The organism is Paenibacillus sp. FSL R7-269 (assembly GCF_000517865.1).
In the GTDB taxonomy this organism is placed as follows: Bacteria; Bacillota; Bacilli; order Paenibacillales; family Paenibacillaceae; genus Paenibacillus_AQ.
The window spans coordinates 26,959-44,338 of record NZ_ASPS01000012.1; the positions used below are offsets into that span (position 1 = coordinate 26,959).

At 53.1% G+C, this 17,380-nt stretch carries 17 protein-coding genes; 13 read left to right on the forward strand and 4 right to left on the reverse strand.

Annotation, left to right across the window (positions count from 1 at the left end; all coding sequences use genetic code 11):
* Positions 1 to 204: 204 nt before the first annotated feature.
* Positions 205 to 1,245, reverse strand: coding sequence for a C40 family peptidase (locus tag C162_RS04780; protein ID WP_036691848.1), 1,041 nt, complete (start codon positions 1,243 to 1,245; stop codon positions 205 to 207).
* A 249-nt stretch (positions 1,246 to 1,494) separates the two neighbouring features.
* Between C162_RS04780 and C162_RS04785 the strand changes: the two genes are divergently transcribed.
* Both C162_RS04785 and C162_RS04790 read left to right on the forward strand, forming a co-directional pair.
* Entirely contained in the window at positions 1,495 to 2,100 is a 606-nt protein-coding gene (locus C162_RS04785) for a TetR/AcrR family transcriptional regulator (RefSeq protein ID WP_268748796.1), read from the forward strand.
* Positions 2,101 to 2,170: 70 nt separating this feature from the next.
* Positions 2,171 to 3,595, forward strand: coding sequence for a DHA2 family efflux MFS transporter permease subunit (locus tag C162_RS04790; RefSeq protein WP_036691852.1), 1,425 nt, complete (start codon positions 2,171 to 2,173; stop codon positions 3,593 to 3,595).
* 31 nt (positions 3,596 to 3,626) lie between these two features.
* Here the strand turns inward: C162_RS04790 and C162_RS04795 are convergent, their stop codons facing one another.
* Positions 3,627 to 4,061 carry a MarR family winged helix-turn-helix transcriptional regulator gene (locus tag C162_RS04795; protein WP_036691854.1) on the reverse strand — a complete coding sequence of 145 codons (435 nt, stop codon included), beginning with the start codon at positions 4,059 to 4,061 and terminating at the stop codon, positions 3,627 to 3,629.
* 121 nt (positions 4,062 to 4,182) lie between these two features.
* Between C162_RS04795 and C162_RS04800 the strand changes: the two genes are divergently transcribed.
* From C162_RS04800 to C162_RS04845, 10 genes are all read left to right on the forward strand, one after another.
* Entirely contained in the window at positions 4,183 to 4,767 is a 585-nt protein-coding gene (locus C162_RS04800) for an NAD(P)H-dependent oxidoreductase (RefSeq protein ID WP_036691856.1), read from the forward strand.
* A 130-nt stretch (positions 4,768 to 4,897) separates the two neighbouring features.
* Positions 4,898 to 5,752: an SDR family oxidoreductase gene (locus C162_RS04805; RefSeq protein ID WP_036691859.1), complete on the forward strand. Its 855-nt coding sequence runs from the start codon at positions 4,898 to 4,900 to the stop codon at positions 5,750 to 5,752.
* 181 nt (positions 5,753 to 5,933) lie between these two features.
* Positions 5,934 to 7,562 (forward strand): copper amine oxidase N-terminal domain-containing protein, encoded by a 1,629-nt coding sequence (locus tag C162_RS04810; protein ID WP_036691862.1) that lies wholly within the window; start codon positions 5,934 to 5,936, stop codon positions 7,560 to 7,562.
* 257 nt (positions 7,563 to 7,819) lie between these two features.
* A complete protein-coding gene (locus tag C162_RS04815; protein ID WP_036691865.1) occupies positions 7,820 to 8,911 on the forward strand; it encodes an iron-siderophore ABC transporter substrate-binding protein in 1,092 nt (363 codons plus the stop codon).
* The gene (locus C162_RS04820; protein ID WP_036691868.1) at positions 8,908 to 9,948 is read left to right on the forward strand and encodes a FecCD family ABC transporter permease; all 1,041 of its coding nucleotides are present in this window, start codon (positions 8,908 to 8,910) and stop codon (positions 9,946 to 9,948) included. The genes C162_RS04815 and C162_RS04820 overlap by 4 nt, the downstream gene beginning before the upstream one ends.
* Positions 9,945 to 10,976 (forward strand): FecCD family ABC transporter permease, encoded by a 1,032-nt coding sequence (locus C162_RS04825; RefSeq protein WP_036691869.1) that lies wholly within the window; start codon positions 9,945 to 9,947, stop codon positions 10,974 to 10,976. The genes C162_RS04820 and C162_RS04825 overlap by 4 nt, the downstream gene beginning before the upstream one ends.
* Positions 10,976 to 11,776 carry an ABC transporter ATP-binding protein gene (locus tag C162_RS04830; protein ID WP_036691872.1) on the forward strand — a complete coding sequence of 267 codons (801 nt, stop codon included), beginning with the start codon at positions 10,976 to 10,978 and terminating at the stop codon, positions 11,774 to 11,776. Before C162_RS04825 ends, C162_RS04830 begins: the two co-directional genes overlap by 1 nt.
* 402 nt (positions 11,777 to 12,178) lie before the next feature.
* Positions 12,179 to 12,463: a LytTR family DNA-binding domain-containing protein gene (locus tag C162_RS36850; protein WP_256706539.1), complete on the forward strand. Its 285-nt coding sequence runs from the start codon at positions 12,179 to 12,181 to the stop codon at positions 12,461 to 12,463.
* A gap of 14 nt (positions 12,464 to 12,477) precedes the next feature.
* Positions 12,478 to 12,912 carry a DUF3021 family protein gene (locus tag C162_RS04840; RefSeq protein WP_036691878.1) on the forward strand — a complete coding sequence of 145 codons (435 nt, stop codon included), beginning with the start codon at positions 12,478 to 12,480 and terminating at the stop codon, positions 12,910 to 12,912.
* 139 nt (positions 12,913 to 13,051) lie between these two features.
* Positions 13,052 to 14,287 (forward strand): alpha/beta hydrolase family protein, encoded by a 1,236-nt coding sequence (locus C162_RS04845; protein WP_051493239.1) that lies wholly within the window; start codon positions 13,052 to 13,054, stop codon positions 14,285 to 14,287.
* Positions 14,288 to 14,313: 26 nt separating this feature from the next.
* Here the strand turns inward: C162_RS04845 and C162_RS34100 are convergent, their stop codons facing one another.
* Both C162_RS34100 and C162_RS04855 read right to left on the reverse strand, forming a co-directional pair.
* Positions 14,314 to 15,141: a GNAT family N-acetyltransferase gene (locus C162_RS34100; RefSeq protein WP_051493240.1), complete on the reverse strand. Its 828-nt coding sequence runs from the start codon at positions 15,139 to 15,141 to the stop codon at positions 14,314 to 14,316.
* A 95-nt stretch (positions 15,142 to 15,236) separates the two neighbouring features.
* Positions 15,237 to 16,340, reverse strand: a complete 1,104-nt coding sequence (locus tag C162_RS04855; protein WP_036691881.1) for a GIY-YIG nuclease family protein — start codon at positions 16,338 to 16,340, stop codon at positions 15,237 to 15,239.
* 205 nt (positions 16,341 to 16,545) lie between these two features.
* On the opposite strand from C162_RS04855, the gene C162_RS04860 reads away from it, so the two are divergent.
* A complete protein-coding gene (locus tag C162_RS04860; RefSeq protein WP_036691883.1) occupies positions 16,546 to 17,367 on the forward strand; it encodes a MerR family transcriptional regulator in 822 nt (273 codons plus the stop codon).
* The last annotated feature ends 13 nt before the right edge of the window (positions 17,368 to 17,380 follow it).

Below are 17,380 nucleotides of genomic sequence, written 5' to 3' on the forward strand. Positions count from 1 at the left end.
TTATTTCTGGCGGAATGAAGTCATATGAAGAAGCAGTTGGAAAAAGTACACCTAATTCACCGAATCTTATAGACTCGGCTGCGTTTGGTCAGATTAAGTGCCTTTTTTCCAACTGTTACTCCTGAATGGGGCATTTGCTTAGGCAGCAAGTGTAGAAAATCCAACTGTTACCGGGGACCGCTGAATTCCCGCCCGCTCTCCCCGCTATAGAATCCGCCGTGCGGTAACAAACCGCTGCTTCCACTTGCTGCTGAAATCCTCCATATGTACACCCTGCTCCTTGGAGTAGGTATGCAGAATCCGGTTATTTCCGGCGTAGATGGCTACATGTCCGATGTCGAGGCCCCTGGCGGTGAAGAAGAGCAGATCTCCGGTGCGCAGCTCGTCCAGGCCAACCTTCCGGCCTTCCTGAGCCTGATCGTAAGAGACGCGGGGAAGCTCAATCCCAAGCGTATCCCCGAATACACGCTTCACAAAAGAAGAACAGTCGAACGTATTCGTCTGGTCAGGAGAAGCGCCAAATTCATAAGGGGTATTCAGATATTTCTTACCTGAAGCAATCAGGGCTTCCCCTTGCTTCTGCAGCAGGGAAGGGCTTCTGTAATCCGTGAATTTCGGCTTGGAAGATACATATCCTCTCATATGATCTGCGGTCCGCACCTCCAGCCAGAGGGCATCAACCTCACGGATGACATGGACCTTGCTTCCGGCGGGCAGCAGGCCCAGGCTAGCCGCACTGCTCCCGGCATCCGGGGTGCTGCGCAGGTTGACCCCCCAGGTGACCGAGGTCTCATAGGCGGACGCCGAGGAGATAAGGACAGAGCCCGAAGCCGGCTCCCAGCTCACCTCGCTGCCCAGGGCTTCACTGACGAAGCGCAGGGGAATCATACTGTAGCCTTGCGATAGTTGTCCCGGTACCGTCAGCTGGGTGGTCTTCCCGTTCAGCAGAGCTGTGGACGAGCCTAAGGTATAGGTAAGTGCAGTGCCGCCTTTGACGGCAGTTACGGTCTTGCTTGCATTGTTCCAGGAGAGCTCAGCCCCCTGGGCTTCGAACAAGCCGCGCATGGGGACCAGTACAGTCCCGCCGATATTTAGCGGCCGGGTCTCCGGCTGAAGCTGCTGCCCGTCAAGGTAGATGGAGATGGGCTGGGGTGAGGGTGCTGCATCTGCATGGGCATAACCGCCCACCGTAGCGGTCAGGGCCAGTCCTAGCAGAGACAGCAGCATAGTCGTTCTTGTTGTCATGGATTCATCACCTTTTGGATAGATTTAACTCTCTCCAGTTAGACGCGATTGGTGTGAATTGGTTTTGTGCCAATTGTTGGTAACGTATCGCAGACAATGCTGTAAGAGCCCTGCTTGACGTCCGCCAGGATGCAGATTATAATCTAACCAGTTAGTTATAAATAAGAATAGGGGGTAACAACCATAACCACAACAGGGAACAAACGCAGCGCCAAAATCTACGATGCCGCCCGGACCCGGGGCGTTATCCTGGATGCAGCCGAGGAGATCTTTGCCGAGTCCGGCTTCTCAGCGGCACGGATTGATGCCATTGCGAAGGCTTCCGGGTATAACAAAAGCCTGATCTACCAGTATTATGGCGACAAATTAGGGTTGTACACGGAAGTGGTCAAGCGGGCGGACCAGATTGGCGAACAGATCACCGGCTCGTTCATCAGCGAACTGCTGAAGGATGAGCAGCTACTGAAGGACCCGTCCGCATTCAAAAATTTCGTGGAATACTGGACCCGTCAGACGGTCTCCTTCCTGCTGGAGCACCGGAGTTACCTGAGAATCCTGTTCTGGGAAGCTGCAGAGGGCTGGAAGACCTGGAATCAGATTCCCTATCGTCCGGACGATGACCCTCAGATGCATGAAATTGCTCTGGCCGCCCAGAGGAACGGAATTCTCCGCCCGGATCTGGACCCGGCGCTCTTTCCGATGCTGATCATGAACATAATTGCAATGACACTGCAGTCGTCTTCAAGGTTTGAGCACTTGTTCGGCAGTCTGGACTCTCCGCAGGTTAGAGAGCAGACCACCCGGCAGATCGTGCAATTTATTATCCATGGCGTCATGGAGCCGTCTTTATTGTAAGGGCGGTTTTTTTAAAGATAAATATAAACAACTAGTTAGTTTTAAAAGTACAGATAGAGGAGGAGCAGAGATGGAGAACGCACCAAAGGGAACCAATCTAATCATGGCTATTCTAATTATCGGGACAATGGCGGGGCTATTGAATCAATCCTCGCTGAATACGGCACTGCCTAACATTATGGGTGAGTTCCAGTTGTCTGCGAGCACCGTGCAGTGGTTAACGACCGCATTTGCACTGGTGACGGGTATTGTTGTTCCGATTACAGCTTATCTTATTCAGCGCTTCACGACGAAGCAGGTATTCGTCTTTGCGATGGGCATGCTGAGCGCGGGTACGCTTCTGTGTGCGGTTTCCCCGAGCTTCGGCCTGCTGCTCACCGGAAGAATTGTGCAGGCGGTCGGAGTGGGCATTATGCTTCCCCTGGTCCAGACCCTGACGTTCATTCTCATCCCGGTAGCCAAGCGCGGGTTCACGATGGGGCTGATCGGGCTGGCGATTAACTTCGCTCCGGCGATCGGACCTGTGCTGAACGGCTGGCTCGTGGAGGATCATTCCTGGCGCTTGTTGTTCTATATTCTGGCTCCTTGCTCGCTGCTGCTTACGCTCCTGGGCGTGTTTCTGGTGAAGAACGTGACGCCACAGGTGAAAAGCAAGGTGGATGCAATCTCCATGACCTTATCCTCGCTCGGCTTCGGCGGTGTGTTGTACGGATTCAGTGTCTCCGGCAGCAAAGGTTGGGGAAGTACGGAGGTGCTGATCTCCCTCGCGGTCGGGTTCATCGCGCTCTGCCTGTTCGTGTGGAGGCAGTTGACGATGGAGAATCCGCTGCTGGAGCTGCGGGTGTTCACCAGTCCCTCGTTTACCCTGGCTACGGTAATCAGTATGATCCTGATGATTATCATGCTGAGCGCACAGCTCCTGCTGCCGCTCTATATGCAGACCATGCTTGGCTATTCCGCGCTGAAGTCGGGTCTGATGCTGCTTCCAGGTGCGATTCTGATCTGTATTATGTCCCCTATCGCGGGGAAGATTTTTGACAAAATAGGTGCCAGAACGATGGTAATCACCGGAATCAGCCTGACGGTCATCTCTGCACTGTTGTTCTCCAATCTGACGGAGCATACGTCCTATACGTTCCTGATGGTGGGCTACTCCCTGCGGATGATCGGTGTCAGCCTGACCCTGCTGCCTGTCGTCACCAGCGGAATGAATTCTCTGCCGCCTGCTCTGATCCGTCATGGTATTCCTGTGAACACTACACTGCGTACTGTCGCTGGTTCCATTGGGACGGCTCTGCTTGTTACTATAATGACCTACAGCGGCGGCGGCCTGAAGCAGACAGGCGATGTCCATAGCTTAATTCACGGGATGAATGTGGCTTCTATGGTTACGACAGGAGCCGCAGTGGTTGCACTGATCCTGTCCTTGCTCATCAAGCGAAAGGAGGCTCCTGCGCCTGCGGAGATTGCAGCGAAGGGCGTTGCTGTGAAATAAACGCTCATAGAATGCAGGGCAGCCCTTACCCTCAGCTCAAATAAAATACCTTCTGCTGCAAGAGATCGAGCGCCTGCTCGGTCTCTTTGCGTTCCTCAGCGCTCAGAGCCGCAATACGCTGCTCGAACCGGACAGCGATCTGTCCGAAAGCCTCATTCATCAACGACTCGCCTGCGGCGGAGAGCGTAATTCCCTGTCTGCGGCGGTCAGCGGGGTCGGTAATGCGGGTACATAGCCCTTTTTCGCTGAGTTTCTTCAGCTCTCTGCTGGTATTGGGCATTGACATGTTCATGCAGTCGCTGATCTCGCTGAGGGTAACAGGCTGGCTGACGGCGATGTATTCGACAATCTTATATTGCAGCGGCGTTAAGCCGTCTGAGTTCACATCTTTGGAAATATCGTTCGTTATTTGATGGACGGCGGCAGTGAAGGCTATAAATTTCTGAAATAGATGGTTGTTGTCCATAAGATCACCTCAGAGGTCACGATACCAGAATAATTATCAAAAAACAATTATCATTTGACAAGTAATTTACGGCTGTGCTATGTTTTGGTTATCAAATGACAACTAAAGGGGAATACCACTGATGAATACACTTGTGATCTACACCCATCCGAACCATAAGAGCCTGAGCTATGCCTTCCTGAAGGAAGTGCTGCGCGGCAGTAAGGAGAATGCCAAGATTACGGAAGTGAAGGTGCTTGATCTGTACGAGACCGGATTCGATCCGGTCCTGGTGTTCAATGAGAATCGGCGCAGACGGGATATGTACCGGGAACCGGAGCTTGCAGAGTACAGGGAGCAACTGCTGTGGGCCGATCAGATTGTGCTGGTCTATCCGATCTGGTGGGGACGCCCGCCAGCGATGCTGATGGGCTACATCGACAGGATGTTCGCATCGGGCTTCGCCTACCGGGATAAGGGCGGACTTTTGCCGGAGGGGCTGCTCAAGGGGAAGAGCGTGATCTGCATCTCAAGTATGAAGGGGCCGACCCACTACCCGCTGCTGTGGCTGGGGAACTCACATAAGATACTGATGCGCAAAGCCCTGTTCAACTTCGTGGGTATCCGTAAGGTGAAGTTTTTCGAGTTCGGTAATATGGAGAGCAAGAAGGGGAAGCAGAGCAAGAAGCTGGAGCAGATCTACCGCTATTTCAAGACAGTTGGCTGAGGCCGAAACATTTGGTTTGACATTCGGCTAACTTGTAACTACAATGGTTACATGATCAGTAATTACCGCTGTCAACGTGAGCTTTGATAGCCGGGATTGAAATACAACAACCCAAATGGAGGAATGAAGAATGAAGATCGCATTAACAGGAGCAACAGGCAAATTTGGTTCCATCGTAGCAGAGACTCTGTTGAAGACCGTACCCGCTGAGAATATTGTAGCCAGTGTCAGAAACCCGGAGAAGGCAGAAGCATTGAAGGCGCTCGGCGTCGATGTCCGTCATGGCGATTTCGATCAGCCGGAGACGCTGGATACCGCCTTTGCCGGAGTGGAGCGCCTGCTGATCGTCTCGGCTGACGGCGACAACGACACCCGTATCCGCCAGCATAAGACGGCTGTAGACGCCGCTGTCCGTGCAGGTATAGGCTTCATCGTCTACACCAGTGTAGGCGATGCCGAGAACAGTTCCCTGTTCCTTGCGCCGGTACACCGTGCCACAGAAGAGTTCATCCGCGAATCCGGCATTCCATATGCTTTCCTGCGCAACAACTGGTACTTGGAGAATGAAGTCGGCTCCATTCAGGCTGTGAAGGCCGGCGCTCCTTGGCTGACCTCAGCCGAAGACGGCAAGGTAGGCTGGGCTACACGCAGCGATTATGCTGAAGCGGCAGCGGCTGTCCTGGCCGGAGAGAGCCGTGAGAGTGTCATCTACGAATTGTCCGGTACTCCGCTTACCCAGGCAGAGCTGGCAGCAGTGGTCGGCGAGGTACTGGGCCAGGAGGTGGCCGTGCAGCAGGTGGATGACACCGCGTATGCGAAGATTATGGCAGGTGCAGGCGTGCCGGAAGCGGCGCTGCCGATCGTAGTTGCCATTCAGGCAGCCATCCGTGATGGTGCGCTGAATATCGAGAGCGGCGACCTTGCGAAGCTGCTGAACCGTCCGCTTACCCCGCTGAGTGAAGGTGTACGCGCGTTGCTGGCGTAACTCAATCTGCAAGCAGGTTATATTATTACAAGAGGCTGCCCGTTCCGGTATTTGATACCGGCGGGCGGCTTTTTTTTGCGGGATAGTGATCCAAACCTGAATTCGCTGCGTTTCAGTATATGTACAGACAAACAGGCAACGTGAACAACACATATTACACCAATCTAAGGAGTGAAGTGAGATGAAGATGAAGAAATTAGTCGTTCCGATGTTAAGCTTGACCCTGATGATCCCTGCGCTGGCAGGTGCGGAGGCAGCCCCGGCAGCCGCGATGATGAAGGCTTCGGTGAATACACCGGCTGCCGAGCTGAGAGCGGGCCTGGATTATTTGCTCTCCGAGCATTTCACCCTTGCCGTAACCGCAATGACGAAGGCCTATGACGGTACCAAGGATGCGGCATCGGCCTACCAGGCGCTTGATCAGAACGCGCTCGATATGCAGCCCGCCATTGCTTCACTGTACGGCGATGCAGGCGCGGCAGAATTTGAACGGATTTTCCGTGCACATAACAAGTACACCGACGATCTGGTGAAGGCGACGAAGAACAAGGACACCGCAGCCGTCAAAGCTGCAGAAGATAAAGTAAGCGGCTTTGTAGATGAGTTCGGGAATTTCCTCGGCACGGCAACAGAGGGCAAGCTTCCGGCAGCTGCCGCGAAGCAGGTTATCCGAAGTCATGAGAACCATGTCCAAGAAGTGTTCGAGGATTATGCAGCCGGTGATTACAAAGGCGCGTATGAAGCTTACCGTAAGGGTTATGCAGAGATGTTCGGCATCAGCAAGGCCTTGTCCAGTGCGATTACTATGCAAATGCCTGCTAAATTCGAGAATACCAAGGCAGATACCAAGGCTGCTGATCTGAGATCCGCACTCAACCAGTTAGCGGGTGAACACTTCGCCTTGTCCGTCCTGCAAATGCAGGAGCAATATGACGGAAGAGCCGCTTCCAATGCACTCATCGGAGCCGAAGCCATGAATACGGCAGACTTCAAAGCAGCGATTGCTTCCATTTATGGCGCAGAAGGGGCAGCGGCTTTTGAGAAGATCTGGGTTACGAATCATGTGAATGCCCAGGCTGATTTTGTAACGGCAGTGAAGAACAATGATGCAGCGGCAAAAGCAGCAGTAGAAGCGCGTATTGCTGGCTTCACCACTGAATTCGCAGCATTCCTTGATTCGGCTACAGCAGGCAACCTGCCGAAGTCAGCGGGGCAATCCGCATTGACCACTCACGAGAATCAGGTGCAGCAGGTGCTTACGCAGTATGCAGCGGGCAACTATGACGCTTCTTACAAGACGAACCGTGAGGGCTACAAGACGATGTTCGGAGTAGGCCAAGCGCTAGGGAATGCGATTGTTACGCAGTTCAATGACAAGTTCCAGGATGCAGCAGCACCCGCACCTGCAACACCAGCAGATCCTGCTTCCATGACGAAAGTCTGGATGAAGGTGGGCAGCGGCGTCCTGAACATTAACGGACAAGTCACTCAAATGGATACCAAGCCGTTCATCTGGAGCGGAATGACCTACATCCCGCTTCGTTACCTGAGTGAAGGCATCGGAGCGGATGTGAAATGGGACAAACAAGCTCAGCAGGTTACCATTAAGGCAGGCAACGACACACTGGTGTTCTGGATGAACAAAGACTTCATGGAAGTCAACGGCATGAGAAAATCCGTCGGTGCCAAAGTCTTTGTGAACGACGACAACAGAACGGTTGTCCCGCTCCGCTTCATTACAGAGCTTCTTGGCTGGAATGTACAATGGGGCACAGCCGACCGGTCCATCACATTGACTAAGAGCATGTAAGCTAAGGTATTCCAAGCTCACTTTTCACAGTAGACAGTCCCACAAGCGGCTCACTTTAACTAGTGCCGCTTGTGGTTTTTGTTGTGGGGAGGATGCCAAAAATTGTTGGTTCCCTGCTCGGCCATTTGCAAGCGGAACCTAACTTTTACATTGACAACCTGTCCCATCACCTATATATTTAGCGATAATGATTCTCATTATCGTATAAAGTTGCATGAAACCACAAAATACATATTCAGATAAGGAAGGGTCCGCACATGAACAGCACCAAAAAGTTCTCTTTCAAGACATTATTCATTCCATTAGCACTAACTATAGCGCTGGCAGGCTGCTCCTCCAACCAGTCGAATTCAGCAGCTTCATCTTCACCGGCACCGGCAGCAGCTGCAACCACCGAAGCGGCAAGCACAGAAGCACCGGCGGCGCAGGATGCTGTGACATATCCGATCACCATCAAGCATGCGCTTGGTGAAACTGTAATTAAGAGCAAGCCGGAACGCGTAGTTACTGTGCAATGGGCTAACCAAGATGTGGTTCTGGCCCTGGGCGTTGTCCCTGTAGGCTTCTCGGCTGCGAACTTCGGTGTGCAGGATGGCAGCGGGCTGCTGCCTTGGACCGCAGATAAGCTCAAAGAGCTGAATGTAACGGATCCGAATGTGTTCCAGGATACTGATGGTCTTGATTTCGAGGCGATCTCTGACGCCAACCCGGATGTTATTCTTGCCGCGTACTCCGGCCTAACGAAAGAAGATTATGAGACACTGAGCAAGATCGCTCCAGTGGTAGCCTACCCTACAGCTGCTTGGGCTACGACATGGCGTGAGCAGGTGCTACTGAACGCAGAAGGCATGGGTATGAAGCCTGAAGGCGAGCAGCTCATCAAGGATACTGAAGCCTTAGTTAACGACAAGCTGAGCAAATATCCGCAGATTGCCGGCAAAAAAGTAGTCTGGGTCAATTTCTCCGCTGAGGATTTGTCGAAACTGCATATTTATACACCAGTAGACTCCCGGGTCGCATTCCTGTATGAGCTGGGGATGACATATCCCGAGAGCATTACCAAACAGATTACAGACCCTACCAGCTACTCGCTCAGCTTAAGCTCCGAGAATGTGGAAGCCCTGTATGATGCAGATCTGATCGTAGGTTATGGCAATGACGAATTGCTTAAGACGCTTCAGGCAGATTCACTGATCGGCAAAATCCCGGCCATTGAACGGGGATCGGTAGCTTTTATCGACAGTGATACTCCGCTGGTTGCTGCCGGAACACCGAACCCGCTGTCCATTGCGTATACGATTGATGAATACCTTGCCTTAATTGGGGGAGCTATTGATAAAATAAAATGATGAGTTCACCGGTTTCGGGCGATAACAAGCTAAAATTGCATATGCCGAAGAATTTCATCCTGGTGCTGGTGAGCTGCATGGTCCTGCTGGTCCTGTGCATCATTGCCTCACTGGTACTGGGAGCCCGTCATGTAGGCTGGAATGAGCTGATGGATGGGCTATTCCGTCCAGAGGTGGACAGCTATGGGGCAAACGTGGTGCGCAAGCGGATTTCCCGGACGGTGTTCAGCCTGATGTGCGGCGGAGCGCTTGGTGTATCGGGAGCCTTGATGCAGGCGGTGACCCGCAACCCGATTGCCGATCCCAGCATCCTCGGGGTGAATACGGGGGCCTCTTTGTTCGTGGTCTGCGGAATTGCATTCCTGAACATAAGCACTGCGGGCCAATATATATGGTTAGCCTTAGCCGGAGCTGCAATTACAGCGGTATTCGTATTCGGAATCGGCTCGATGGGGCGTGGCGGAGCCACGCCCATTAAGCTCGTTCTGGCGGGTGCTGCGATTAGCGCGGCTCTGTCCTCTCTGGTTACCGCCATCATGATTCCGCGCGCTTACGTCATGGACCAGTTCCGGTTCTGGCAGGTGGGCAGCGTGGGTGCGGGGACCTGGAGCGGCATTACTACCTTCCTTCCGTTCCTGCTGATCGGCATACTGATTGCCTTTATTACAGCTCCGGCCCTGAATGCGCTGGCCCTGGGCGATGATGTGGCGACCGGCCTCGGGGTCCGCACAGGGACACTGCGGCTTACCGCCGCGCTGGCCGGGGTATTATTATGCGGAGCAGTGACAGCATTGGCTGGACCTATCGGGTTCATCGGCCTCTTGTCCACTCACGTAATCCGTCTGATCCTCGGCTCGGACCTGCGGTTCGTAATCCCGATGTCAGCGGTCACCGGGGCTATTATCCTCACGGTCTCCGATGTAGGCGGCCGGCTGATTGGCAGCCCCGGAGAACTTGAAGTCGGTGTGGTCACAGCCTTTGTAGGGGCACCGATCCTAATTCTATTAGCGATGAAGTCGAAAGTGCGATCCTTATGAGAAATGAAACGATTGAATTCATTATGGCGGGCAGACGTCAAAGACACCGCCGGGGCCTGATTGTAACCAGCCTGCTTGCAGTACTTGCCTGTGTACTGTGCTGCGCGATGCTTCTACTCGGGAATACCATCTATCCGGCCTCTGAGGTCATCCGCGCACTCTCTGGCGAAGAACTCCAGGGTGTCTCGTTCGCCGTGAATATTATCCGGCTGCCGCGGATGCTGGCGGGTCTTTTTGCCGGATTCGCCTTCGGTATGGCCGGGTACACCTTCCAGACGATGCTGCGCAACCCGCTGGCGAACCCGAATGTCATTGGCATTACTTCCGGATCAAGTGCGGCGGCGGTATACTGCATCGTGATCCTGCAAGCCAGCGGAGCTGTAGTCTCTGTTGCTTCGGTAATCGCTGGCCTTGCCACTGTGCTGCTGATCTACGTGCTCTCCAGGGGAAGAACCTTCTCTATCGGGCGGTTAATTCTGATCGGGATCGGCCTTCAGGCGATGCTGGATGCCGTGATCTCCTACCTGCTGCTGATCGGCTCCGAGAAGGACATCCCTTCAGCGGTCCGCTGGCTGACCGGCAGTCTCAATGGCTCACAGATGCGCGAGCTTCCGCCGCTGGTGATCATCGTGCTGATCTGTTCGCCAATCATCATCCTGCTGGGCAAGCATCTGAGTATTCTGGAGCTGGGGGAGCAGTCGGCTACCTCGCTTGGAGTCCGCACAGACCGGACCCGAATCGCACTGATTGTCAGCTCTGTCTGCATGGTGGCGATTGCTACGGCTACTACCGGACCTATTGCGTTTGTCTCCTTCCTGTCAGGGCCGATTGCCAAAAGACTGGTGGGTACAGGCGCCTCCAGCATCATCCCCGCAGGTCTGGTCGGCGTGAATCTGGTCCTGGCGTCCGATCTGATTGGACAATTTGCATTTGAGTACAGATTCCCTGTAGGCATCATTACCGGATTACTCGGAGCACCTTATCTGATCTTCCTGTTAATCCGCATGAATCGAAAGGGAGAGTTATAATGAACAAGGCACATGTGTTTGGAGCTGAGCAGTTGATAGCGGGCTATGAGAATAAGACAATTATTCATGGGATAGACCTGGTGATCCCGGATCATCAGATCAGTGTGATTATCGGCTCCAACGGCTGCGGGAAATCCACCCTGCTCAAAACCATGGCTAGGCTGATCAAGCATACCGCAGGCCAGGTGACGCTGGACGGCAAGCCGATCTCGCAGATTCCAGCCAAAGCGCTGGCCCGGGTGATCGGACTGCTGCCGCAATCCCCGATTGTGCCGGAAGGGATATCGGTTGCCGACCTGGTGGGACGCGGCAGATTTCCGCACCAGTCGCTGCTGGGCGGCTGGTCCAGGAAGGATTACGAGGCTGTGGCCGAAGCGATGGAGATTATGAATATTACCGAATTCGCTAACCGTAATATTGATGAGCTGTCCGGCGGCCAGCAGCAGCGGGTCTGGATTGCAATGGCCCTGGCCCAGCAGACCGATATCCTGTTCCTGGATGAGCCGACCACCTTCCTGGATATCACCTATCAGGTGGAGATCCTGGACCTGCTCACCGATCTGAACCGCAAGCACGGAACCACCATTGTCATGGTGCTGCATGATATTAACCTGTCCGCCCGGTATGCCGACCATATCTTTGCACTGCATTCCGGCAGGCTGGTCGCGGAAGGTGCGCCCGCAGAGGTTATCACAAGCCTGCGGGTCAAAGAGATCTTCGGACTGGAATGCACAGTCATTCCTGACCCTGTCTCCGGTTCCCCGCTGGTCGTGCCCAGAGGGCGGTATCATAACAACTAAGTTTATATAAGGCTGTCCGACCGGTCCAACCGGAGGGCAGCCTTTTTTGAAATAGAATTTATATGTTTCACACGATAAGTTATCCTTCTATTTCTCGCTGAAACGGTACCGTCCTTTAAAAGGACGGCAAAGCCGTTTCCACTTGGCGTACCTGTGTAGAAGTTATATTTGTCGTATGGGAGCGGTTCCCGTATCATGTACATTAATTAGGCAACAGACCTTCAAATCTGAATTATCGCAGGTGATCCTATCCGAATTTCTATTGAGCATATCAGCAGGGAGCAGCAAGAGGAAATCCTCATCAGATGCTATGAAGCAACTGAAGAGATCAGTCAGATTGTACATAAGCTTAAGGCAGAGACTCTTGTCCTCCTGGGGGTACAGGAAGAGCGGGTCAGCCGCATCAAGCTCAGTGATGTCTATTATTTCGAAGCCGTGGACGGTAAAGTATTCGTCTACAGCGAGAACCAGGTGTATGAAGTGAAGCAGAAGCTGTATGAACTGGAGGCACTGTGCCGGGACAAGAACTGTTTTCGCGCCTCCAAATCCACGATTCTGAATATCGCCAAGATTGAGAGCGTGCGTCCATCCCTCAGCGGCCGGTTCACAGCTCTGCTTGATAATGGGGAACGTGTAGTCATTTCAAGACAGTATGTGCCCGTACTGAAACAAAGACTTGGATTATAAAGGGGGATTACAGCATGAAGCGTTCAGAGGTTGCCAAAGACATCATCCGCGATTTTCTGGTTATCTTCGCATCCATCATCATAATCATTACGGTGCTGCGGCAGATTTTTATCCCGGAACTCGCCTTTGACCTGATATCCATCTATACGATTATGGGCTTCTCCCTGCTTGGAGCATTGACAGGCTTGATGTTGTACGCTCCTGAAGAGGTAAGCGAGCGGGCGATGCGTGTTAGGATCGTGATTCATTTTCTCCTGCTGGAGCTCCTGCTCATCACCCTTGCCAGCCTGATTGGAGCTGTGGCCAGTGTATCCGCTGCACTTCTGTTTGCCCTGCAAATCGCTGTAGTCTATGCCATTGTCCGTCTGCTGTCCTATGAGAAGGATAAGAAGGAAGCGGGGCAGATTAATGAACGGCTGAAGGCGGTGAAGCAGGAAGTCCGCGAGTAATCATGCAGTTAACTACCCACTTAATGGTGATTTTGTGCATCTTATTGCCCTGTAGCTACAGCTTACCGTAAATGGGTATACACCCTTTTCGCAGTTTTTTATGATGAGATCATCACCTGACGCGAAAAGGAGAATCCCTATGCACAGCCGCATTAAGCTCATAAGCTGGATTAGAATTACCCTGTTTATCGTTTTCGTTATTCTGACATGGTCCCCCGTTATCGATTGGAGCTTCAGTTGGGTATTACTGGCGGTATTACTGTTTATTTTTGCGCTGAAAGGCTCGGTGGATCTGATCCGCAAGAAGACAGACGTGAGACCGTTCAGGCGTTCAACCCGGGTGTGGAAAAGGCTGCTAACCGCTGTGGCGCTGCTAATCGCACTTATCCCGCCCATTCTGTTCCCGCAGTACCGTGCACCTGAAGTGACAGGGGAATATGAAGTCAGAACGGCTGTCTACACCTATACAGACCCTACCCGAGTGGAGGAGTTTACAGATACGGGGGAGCACCGGCGGGTGAATGTGGAATTCTGGTATCCGGGCCATGCGGAGGGCACGTATCCGCTGATCGTCTTTTCTCATGGAGCCTTCGGGGTTAGAGAGAGCAACGCTTCAACCTTCACGGAGCTGGCCAGTCACGGCTATGTTGTGGTATCCATCGATCATCCTTACCATTCTTTTTATACACAGGGTGTGGACGGGAAGGTCACTATGGTTAATGCAGAATATATGCGGGAGGTTAACGATTCCAATAAGGACGGAGTATACACCGTAGAAGAGCTGTATGGCCTTACGCGTAAATGGATGAAGCTGCGCACCGGGGATATGAATCTGGTAATCGATCATATCCTGGAGAAAGCCGCCCGTAGCGGAGACCCCGTGTACCAACGCATAGATACGGAGCACATTGGCGTAATCGGCCACTCTATGGGTGGTGCGGCAAGCGTCGCGCTTGGCCGGGAGCGCGGCGATCTGGATGCTGTTGTGAATCTGGATGCCCCGTTCTTCACAGAACTGGTATATGACCGGAAGATCAATGATCTGGTTGCCAAAAATGAGCCCTACCGCGTACCGCTGCTGAACCTATATACGGACGATGTGTGGAGACAGCTCGGCAAGAACTCAGCTTACGCAGCGAATAACACCGCCAATCCGAACTTTAAGGACGCGTATACCGTTCATTTTGAGGGGGCCAAGCACTTAAGCCTGACCGACCTGCCGCTGTTCTCACCGATACTTGCCAATGTGCTTCAACACGGACGGGCGGATATCGATAAGTATTACTGTATTGAGACGATGAATAGGCTGATTCTTGAATTCTACGACTATACGTTAAAAGGCACCGGGCCGTTTGCGCCGCAGGCGGTGTATTAAGAGTAATACAGCCTGCCGCAATGTGCCTACAAGGTGATCCCGGGAAACATAGTTTTCTGCTCCACCCTAGTGAATCCTAAGGACCGGTAGAGTGCTACTGCGCGGGTGTTCAGCTCCCAGACCTCAAGTCTGATCAGATTCATCCCATTTGCCAAGAAATAATCAAAAATATAATTTATGATCACCTTGGCAATGCCGGTTCCCCGGGCTTCTGGCATAACATAGAGCGTTTCAATATAACCGTAGCCATCTGCCGCCCAAAAGGTACAGCCTCCCAGCAGCCTGCCGTCCCGCCCAAATGAAAGATTGTGGAAATGGGGATGTCTGCCTTGCTCTGCAAGTGTGTCCAGATTGAGCGGGGTGATGAATATGGTATCGTAACGCTCTTTGTAGACTATCCGTCTGTCCGCTGAATGAAGGTCCTCCGGCTGGACGGTTATCTCTTCCGGCAGGTTGTAAGTGAAGCCTTCCGCAATAGAGGCCTCCATAATTATGCTGTAATCCGCTTCGAACTCGGTCCCTATGTAAAAGTCACGCTGCTTCTGGTCTGCTTGGAATTCGCCGTAGATTCTGGCGGTTAAATCCGGCCGTAATGCCCGCAGCTCTCTCGCCCGGATCAGCACTTGGTTAAACAGCTCCCGGCTAACTTCCTGCTGTGCAATTTCATCCGAATGTTCAGCGGGGTCAACGCTTATATAGATCAGATACGGGGTGTCCGGTGTCTGGTGATGATTGATCGCCGGATAAGTATAGGCACTGCCCAGGTAATCTCCTTGCTCACCCAAAGCAATGAAGATATTCTCTCTGCTGTTCCCATACTGGTCTGCTTCCGGATGAATAATCTGTATGTTCATCAATGTCCTCCTGTATTCAATGAATCGTCAACGATCATACAATTATGACATGATTCATCAGGGGGCTGATGGTAGAGTTTCTCTATAATCAATTGCTACATATCCAAGACAGAGGACTGAACCAGTTCCGCTATCCCTTCCGCTAACCCCGTCACACCCTCATCGTCCAGCCACTCCGGCGGGACGAGCAGATAATGGCTGGAGCTGCTCTTCAGGTAGCTGTAGATGATCTGGGCCTCGTCGATCTTGTGGCGGCTCATCTCTTCCGTAGCGGCGGTCAGGCTGCTGCTGCGGAAGACCTCCCGGGCGGATGCAGCGATCCTCCCGGTGAGCTGCCCTTCGTTCAGCGCGTCTCTTGCCAGCAGGGTGCGGTAGAGGATCACGCTGCCCTTGATAAGGATCAGCTTATGGGACTGATCGTCCACTGGCTCCAGCACGATAATATTCTTGTTCGCTCCGGTGAATTCAATCACCTGCTCCTTCTGCAGCAGCGAATGGACGGCCCCCAGATAATCGCGGAATTTGGCGGCGGTCTCGAAGTCGAACCGCAACGCAGCGTCCTCCATCCGGGCTTCCAGTCCGGCCACAATCACGCTGTCTTTGCCTTCCAGTAAGCAGATTATCCCGTCTATGACGGCTTCATACTGTGCCACAGCAGCCTCCCCGCCCCCGCACATGCCGATGCATAAGCCCAGCGAATGGTTCAGGCAGCGGGAGCTGCGGGAATGAGGGCTGCTGCACAGAATGCGCTGTGATTCCTTGATGCCCAGCACAGCTCTCTCCACCGTACTCCGGCTGGTATAAGGGCCATATACGAGGCTGCCCGCCTCTGTACTTGGCTCGTAGCCAATCTCAATCTGCCGGTAAGGCGCCTTATCCACAATGGAAATATAGCTGTAGGCGAGCGGGTTTTTCATTTTGCGGTTATACATCGGCTTGATCTCTTTGATCAGCTGGCATTCCAGCATGAAGGCCTCCAGCTCCGTATCGGTCAGCCGGTAGTCCAGATCGCGTATATGCTTAACCAGCTGCTTCACCTTGGGCGAATGTCCCTTATTATTATAAAAATAAGACTGGACCCGCTTCCTCAGCTGCTTCGCCTTGCCGACATAAATCACATGACCCAGGCCGTCCTTCATCAGGTATACGCCAGGCGTCAAGGGTAGGCCAGCGACCTTGTCTGTTAGCTGTGCGGGCATGACAGCCGCCTCCGTTCGTCAGTTTCTTCCGTATCTGTCAAGTATAGACCATACCGCCGTCACCTGCGACAGGAAAAGCTCTTCCCGGTCCTCCGGCAGAAGCTGTGTGACATAGTCCACAATGTCTCCCGGCCAAACCCTCTATCATTAACTACATGAACGACAAGCATGAGCGTATGTGATCAAGTAAGCTGGGGGGCTGCTGATGAAGTATTCGATCGGTGAATTTGCATCCATTCTTGGAGTGACGGCAGATACACTGCGCTTATATGAGAAACATGATATTGTCCGGCCGATGAAGGATCATCATAATAACTACAGGTATTTCGACGATCTGGATGCACGGAATCTATTGACGAGCAGATGGTACCGGAGCATGCAGATTCCGCTTCAGGATGTGGCCGGGCTGATTAAGGACGCGCCGTGTGAGCAAGTGATGGAGTCGATTGCCGCTGCGGGTATGCAGCTGGAGGAGGAGATCCGGCGCAGCACGCTGCTGCTCGGCAAGATTCAGGAGATTCAGGCGGAGCTGATGCAGGTCAGCGCATCCCTATATACGTGCAAGATGAAGCAGGTGCCGGGCATGTACCGGATTCAGCAGACGAACAAGAATCATTTGCTGCACAAGGAGGAGCTCAAAGACACGGTCCAGGCGTGGATGGAGCTGCTGCCGTTCACCTTCTACTCCTTCCGGGTTGAGAATAAGGCAGGCGAATGCGTCTGTGGACTAGGGGATCTGGAGTATAGCTGGGGACTTGGCCTGCTTGCGGAGGATCAGGTGAAGCTTGGCGTTAGCCTGAACGACAGTGTGGAGGTTCTGGAGCCGGCGACCTGCATCTCTGCCGTTATTGTCAGCGGCCACGAGGATTACCTGGAGCGGGGAGCCTTCGGGTTCATGCTGGAGTATGTGGAAGCAAGGAATTATAAGATTAGCGGGGATATCAGCGGTAAAATTCTGTTCACCGAGCGCACGGGTAACGGCAGCAAGACGTATCTGGAGATTAATATTCCGGTAGAAGGGGAGTAAGCGTCCGCCCTAC

What these genes read in the sequence shown, in the direction of transcription:
- C162_RS04780 (WP_036691848.1), bottom strand. Translation starts at nt 1,245, where the DNA reads ATGACAACAAGAACGACTATGCTGCTGTCTCTGCTAGGACTGGCCCTG.
- C162_RS04790 (WP_036691852.1), top strand. Translation starts at nt 2,171, where the DNA reads ATGGAGAACGCACCAAAGGGAACCAATCTAATCATGGCTATTCTAATT.
- C162_RS04795 (WP_036691854.1), bottom strand. Translation starts at nt 4,061, where the DNA reads ATGGACAACAACCATCTATTTCAGAAATTTATAGCCTTCACTGCCGCC.
- C162_RS04800 (WP_036691856.1), top strand. Translation starts at nt 4,183, where the DNA reads ATGAATACACTTGTGATCTACACCCATCCGAACCATAAGAGCCTGAGC.
- C162_RS04805 (WP_036691859.1), top strand. Translation starts at nt 4,898, where the DNA reads ATGAAGATCGCATTAACAGGAGCAACAGGCAAATTTGGTTCCATCGTA.
- C162_RS04810 (WP_036691862.1), top strand. Translation starts at nt 5,934, where the DNA reads ATGAAGATGAAGAAATTAGTCGTTCCGATGTTAAGCTTGACCCTGATG.
- C162_RS04815 (WP_036691865.1), top strand. Translation starts at nt 7,820, where the DNA reads ATGAACAGCACCAAAAAGTTCTCTTTCAAGACATTATTCATTCCATTA.
- C162_RS04820 (WP_036691868.1), top strand. Translation starts at nt 8,908, where the DNA reads ATGATGAGTTCACCGGTTTCGGGCGATAACAAGCTAAAATTGCATATG.
- C162_RS04825 (WP_036691869.1), top strand. Translation starts at nt 9,945, where the DNA reads ATGAGAAATGAAACGATTGAATTCATTATGGCGGGCAGACGTCAAAGA.
- C162_RS04830 (WP_036691872.1), top strand. Translation starts at nt 10,976, where the DNA reads ATGAACAAGGCACATGTGTTTGGAGCTGAGCAGTTGATAGCGGGCTAT.
- C162_RS04840 (WP_036691878.1), top strand. Translation starts at nt 12,478, where the DNA reads ATGAAGCGTTCAGAGGTTGCCAAAGACATCATCCGCGATTTTCTGGTT.
- C162_RS04845 (WP_051493239.1), top strand. Translation starts at nt 13,052, where the DNA reads ATGCACAGCCGCATTAAGCTCATAAGCTGGATTAGAATTACCCTGTTT.
- C162_RS34100 (WP_051493240.1), bottom strand. Translation starts at nt 15,141, where the DNA reads ATGAACATACAGATTATTCATCCGGAAGCAGACCAGTATGGGAACAGC.
- C162_RS04855 (WP_036691881.1), bottom strand. Translation starts at nt 16,340, where the DNA reads ATGCCCGCACAGCTAACAGACAAGGTCGCTGGCCTACCCTTGACGCCT.
- C162_RS04860 (WP_036691883.1), top strand. Translation starts at nt 16,546, where the DNA reads ATGAAGTATTCGATCGGTGAATTTGCATCCATTCTTGGAGTGACGGCA.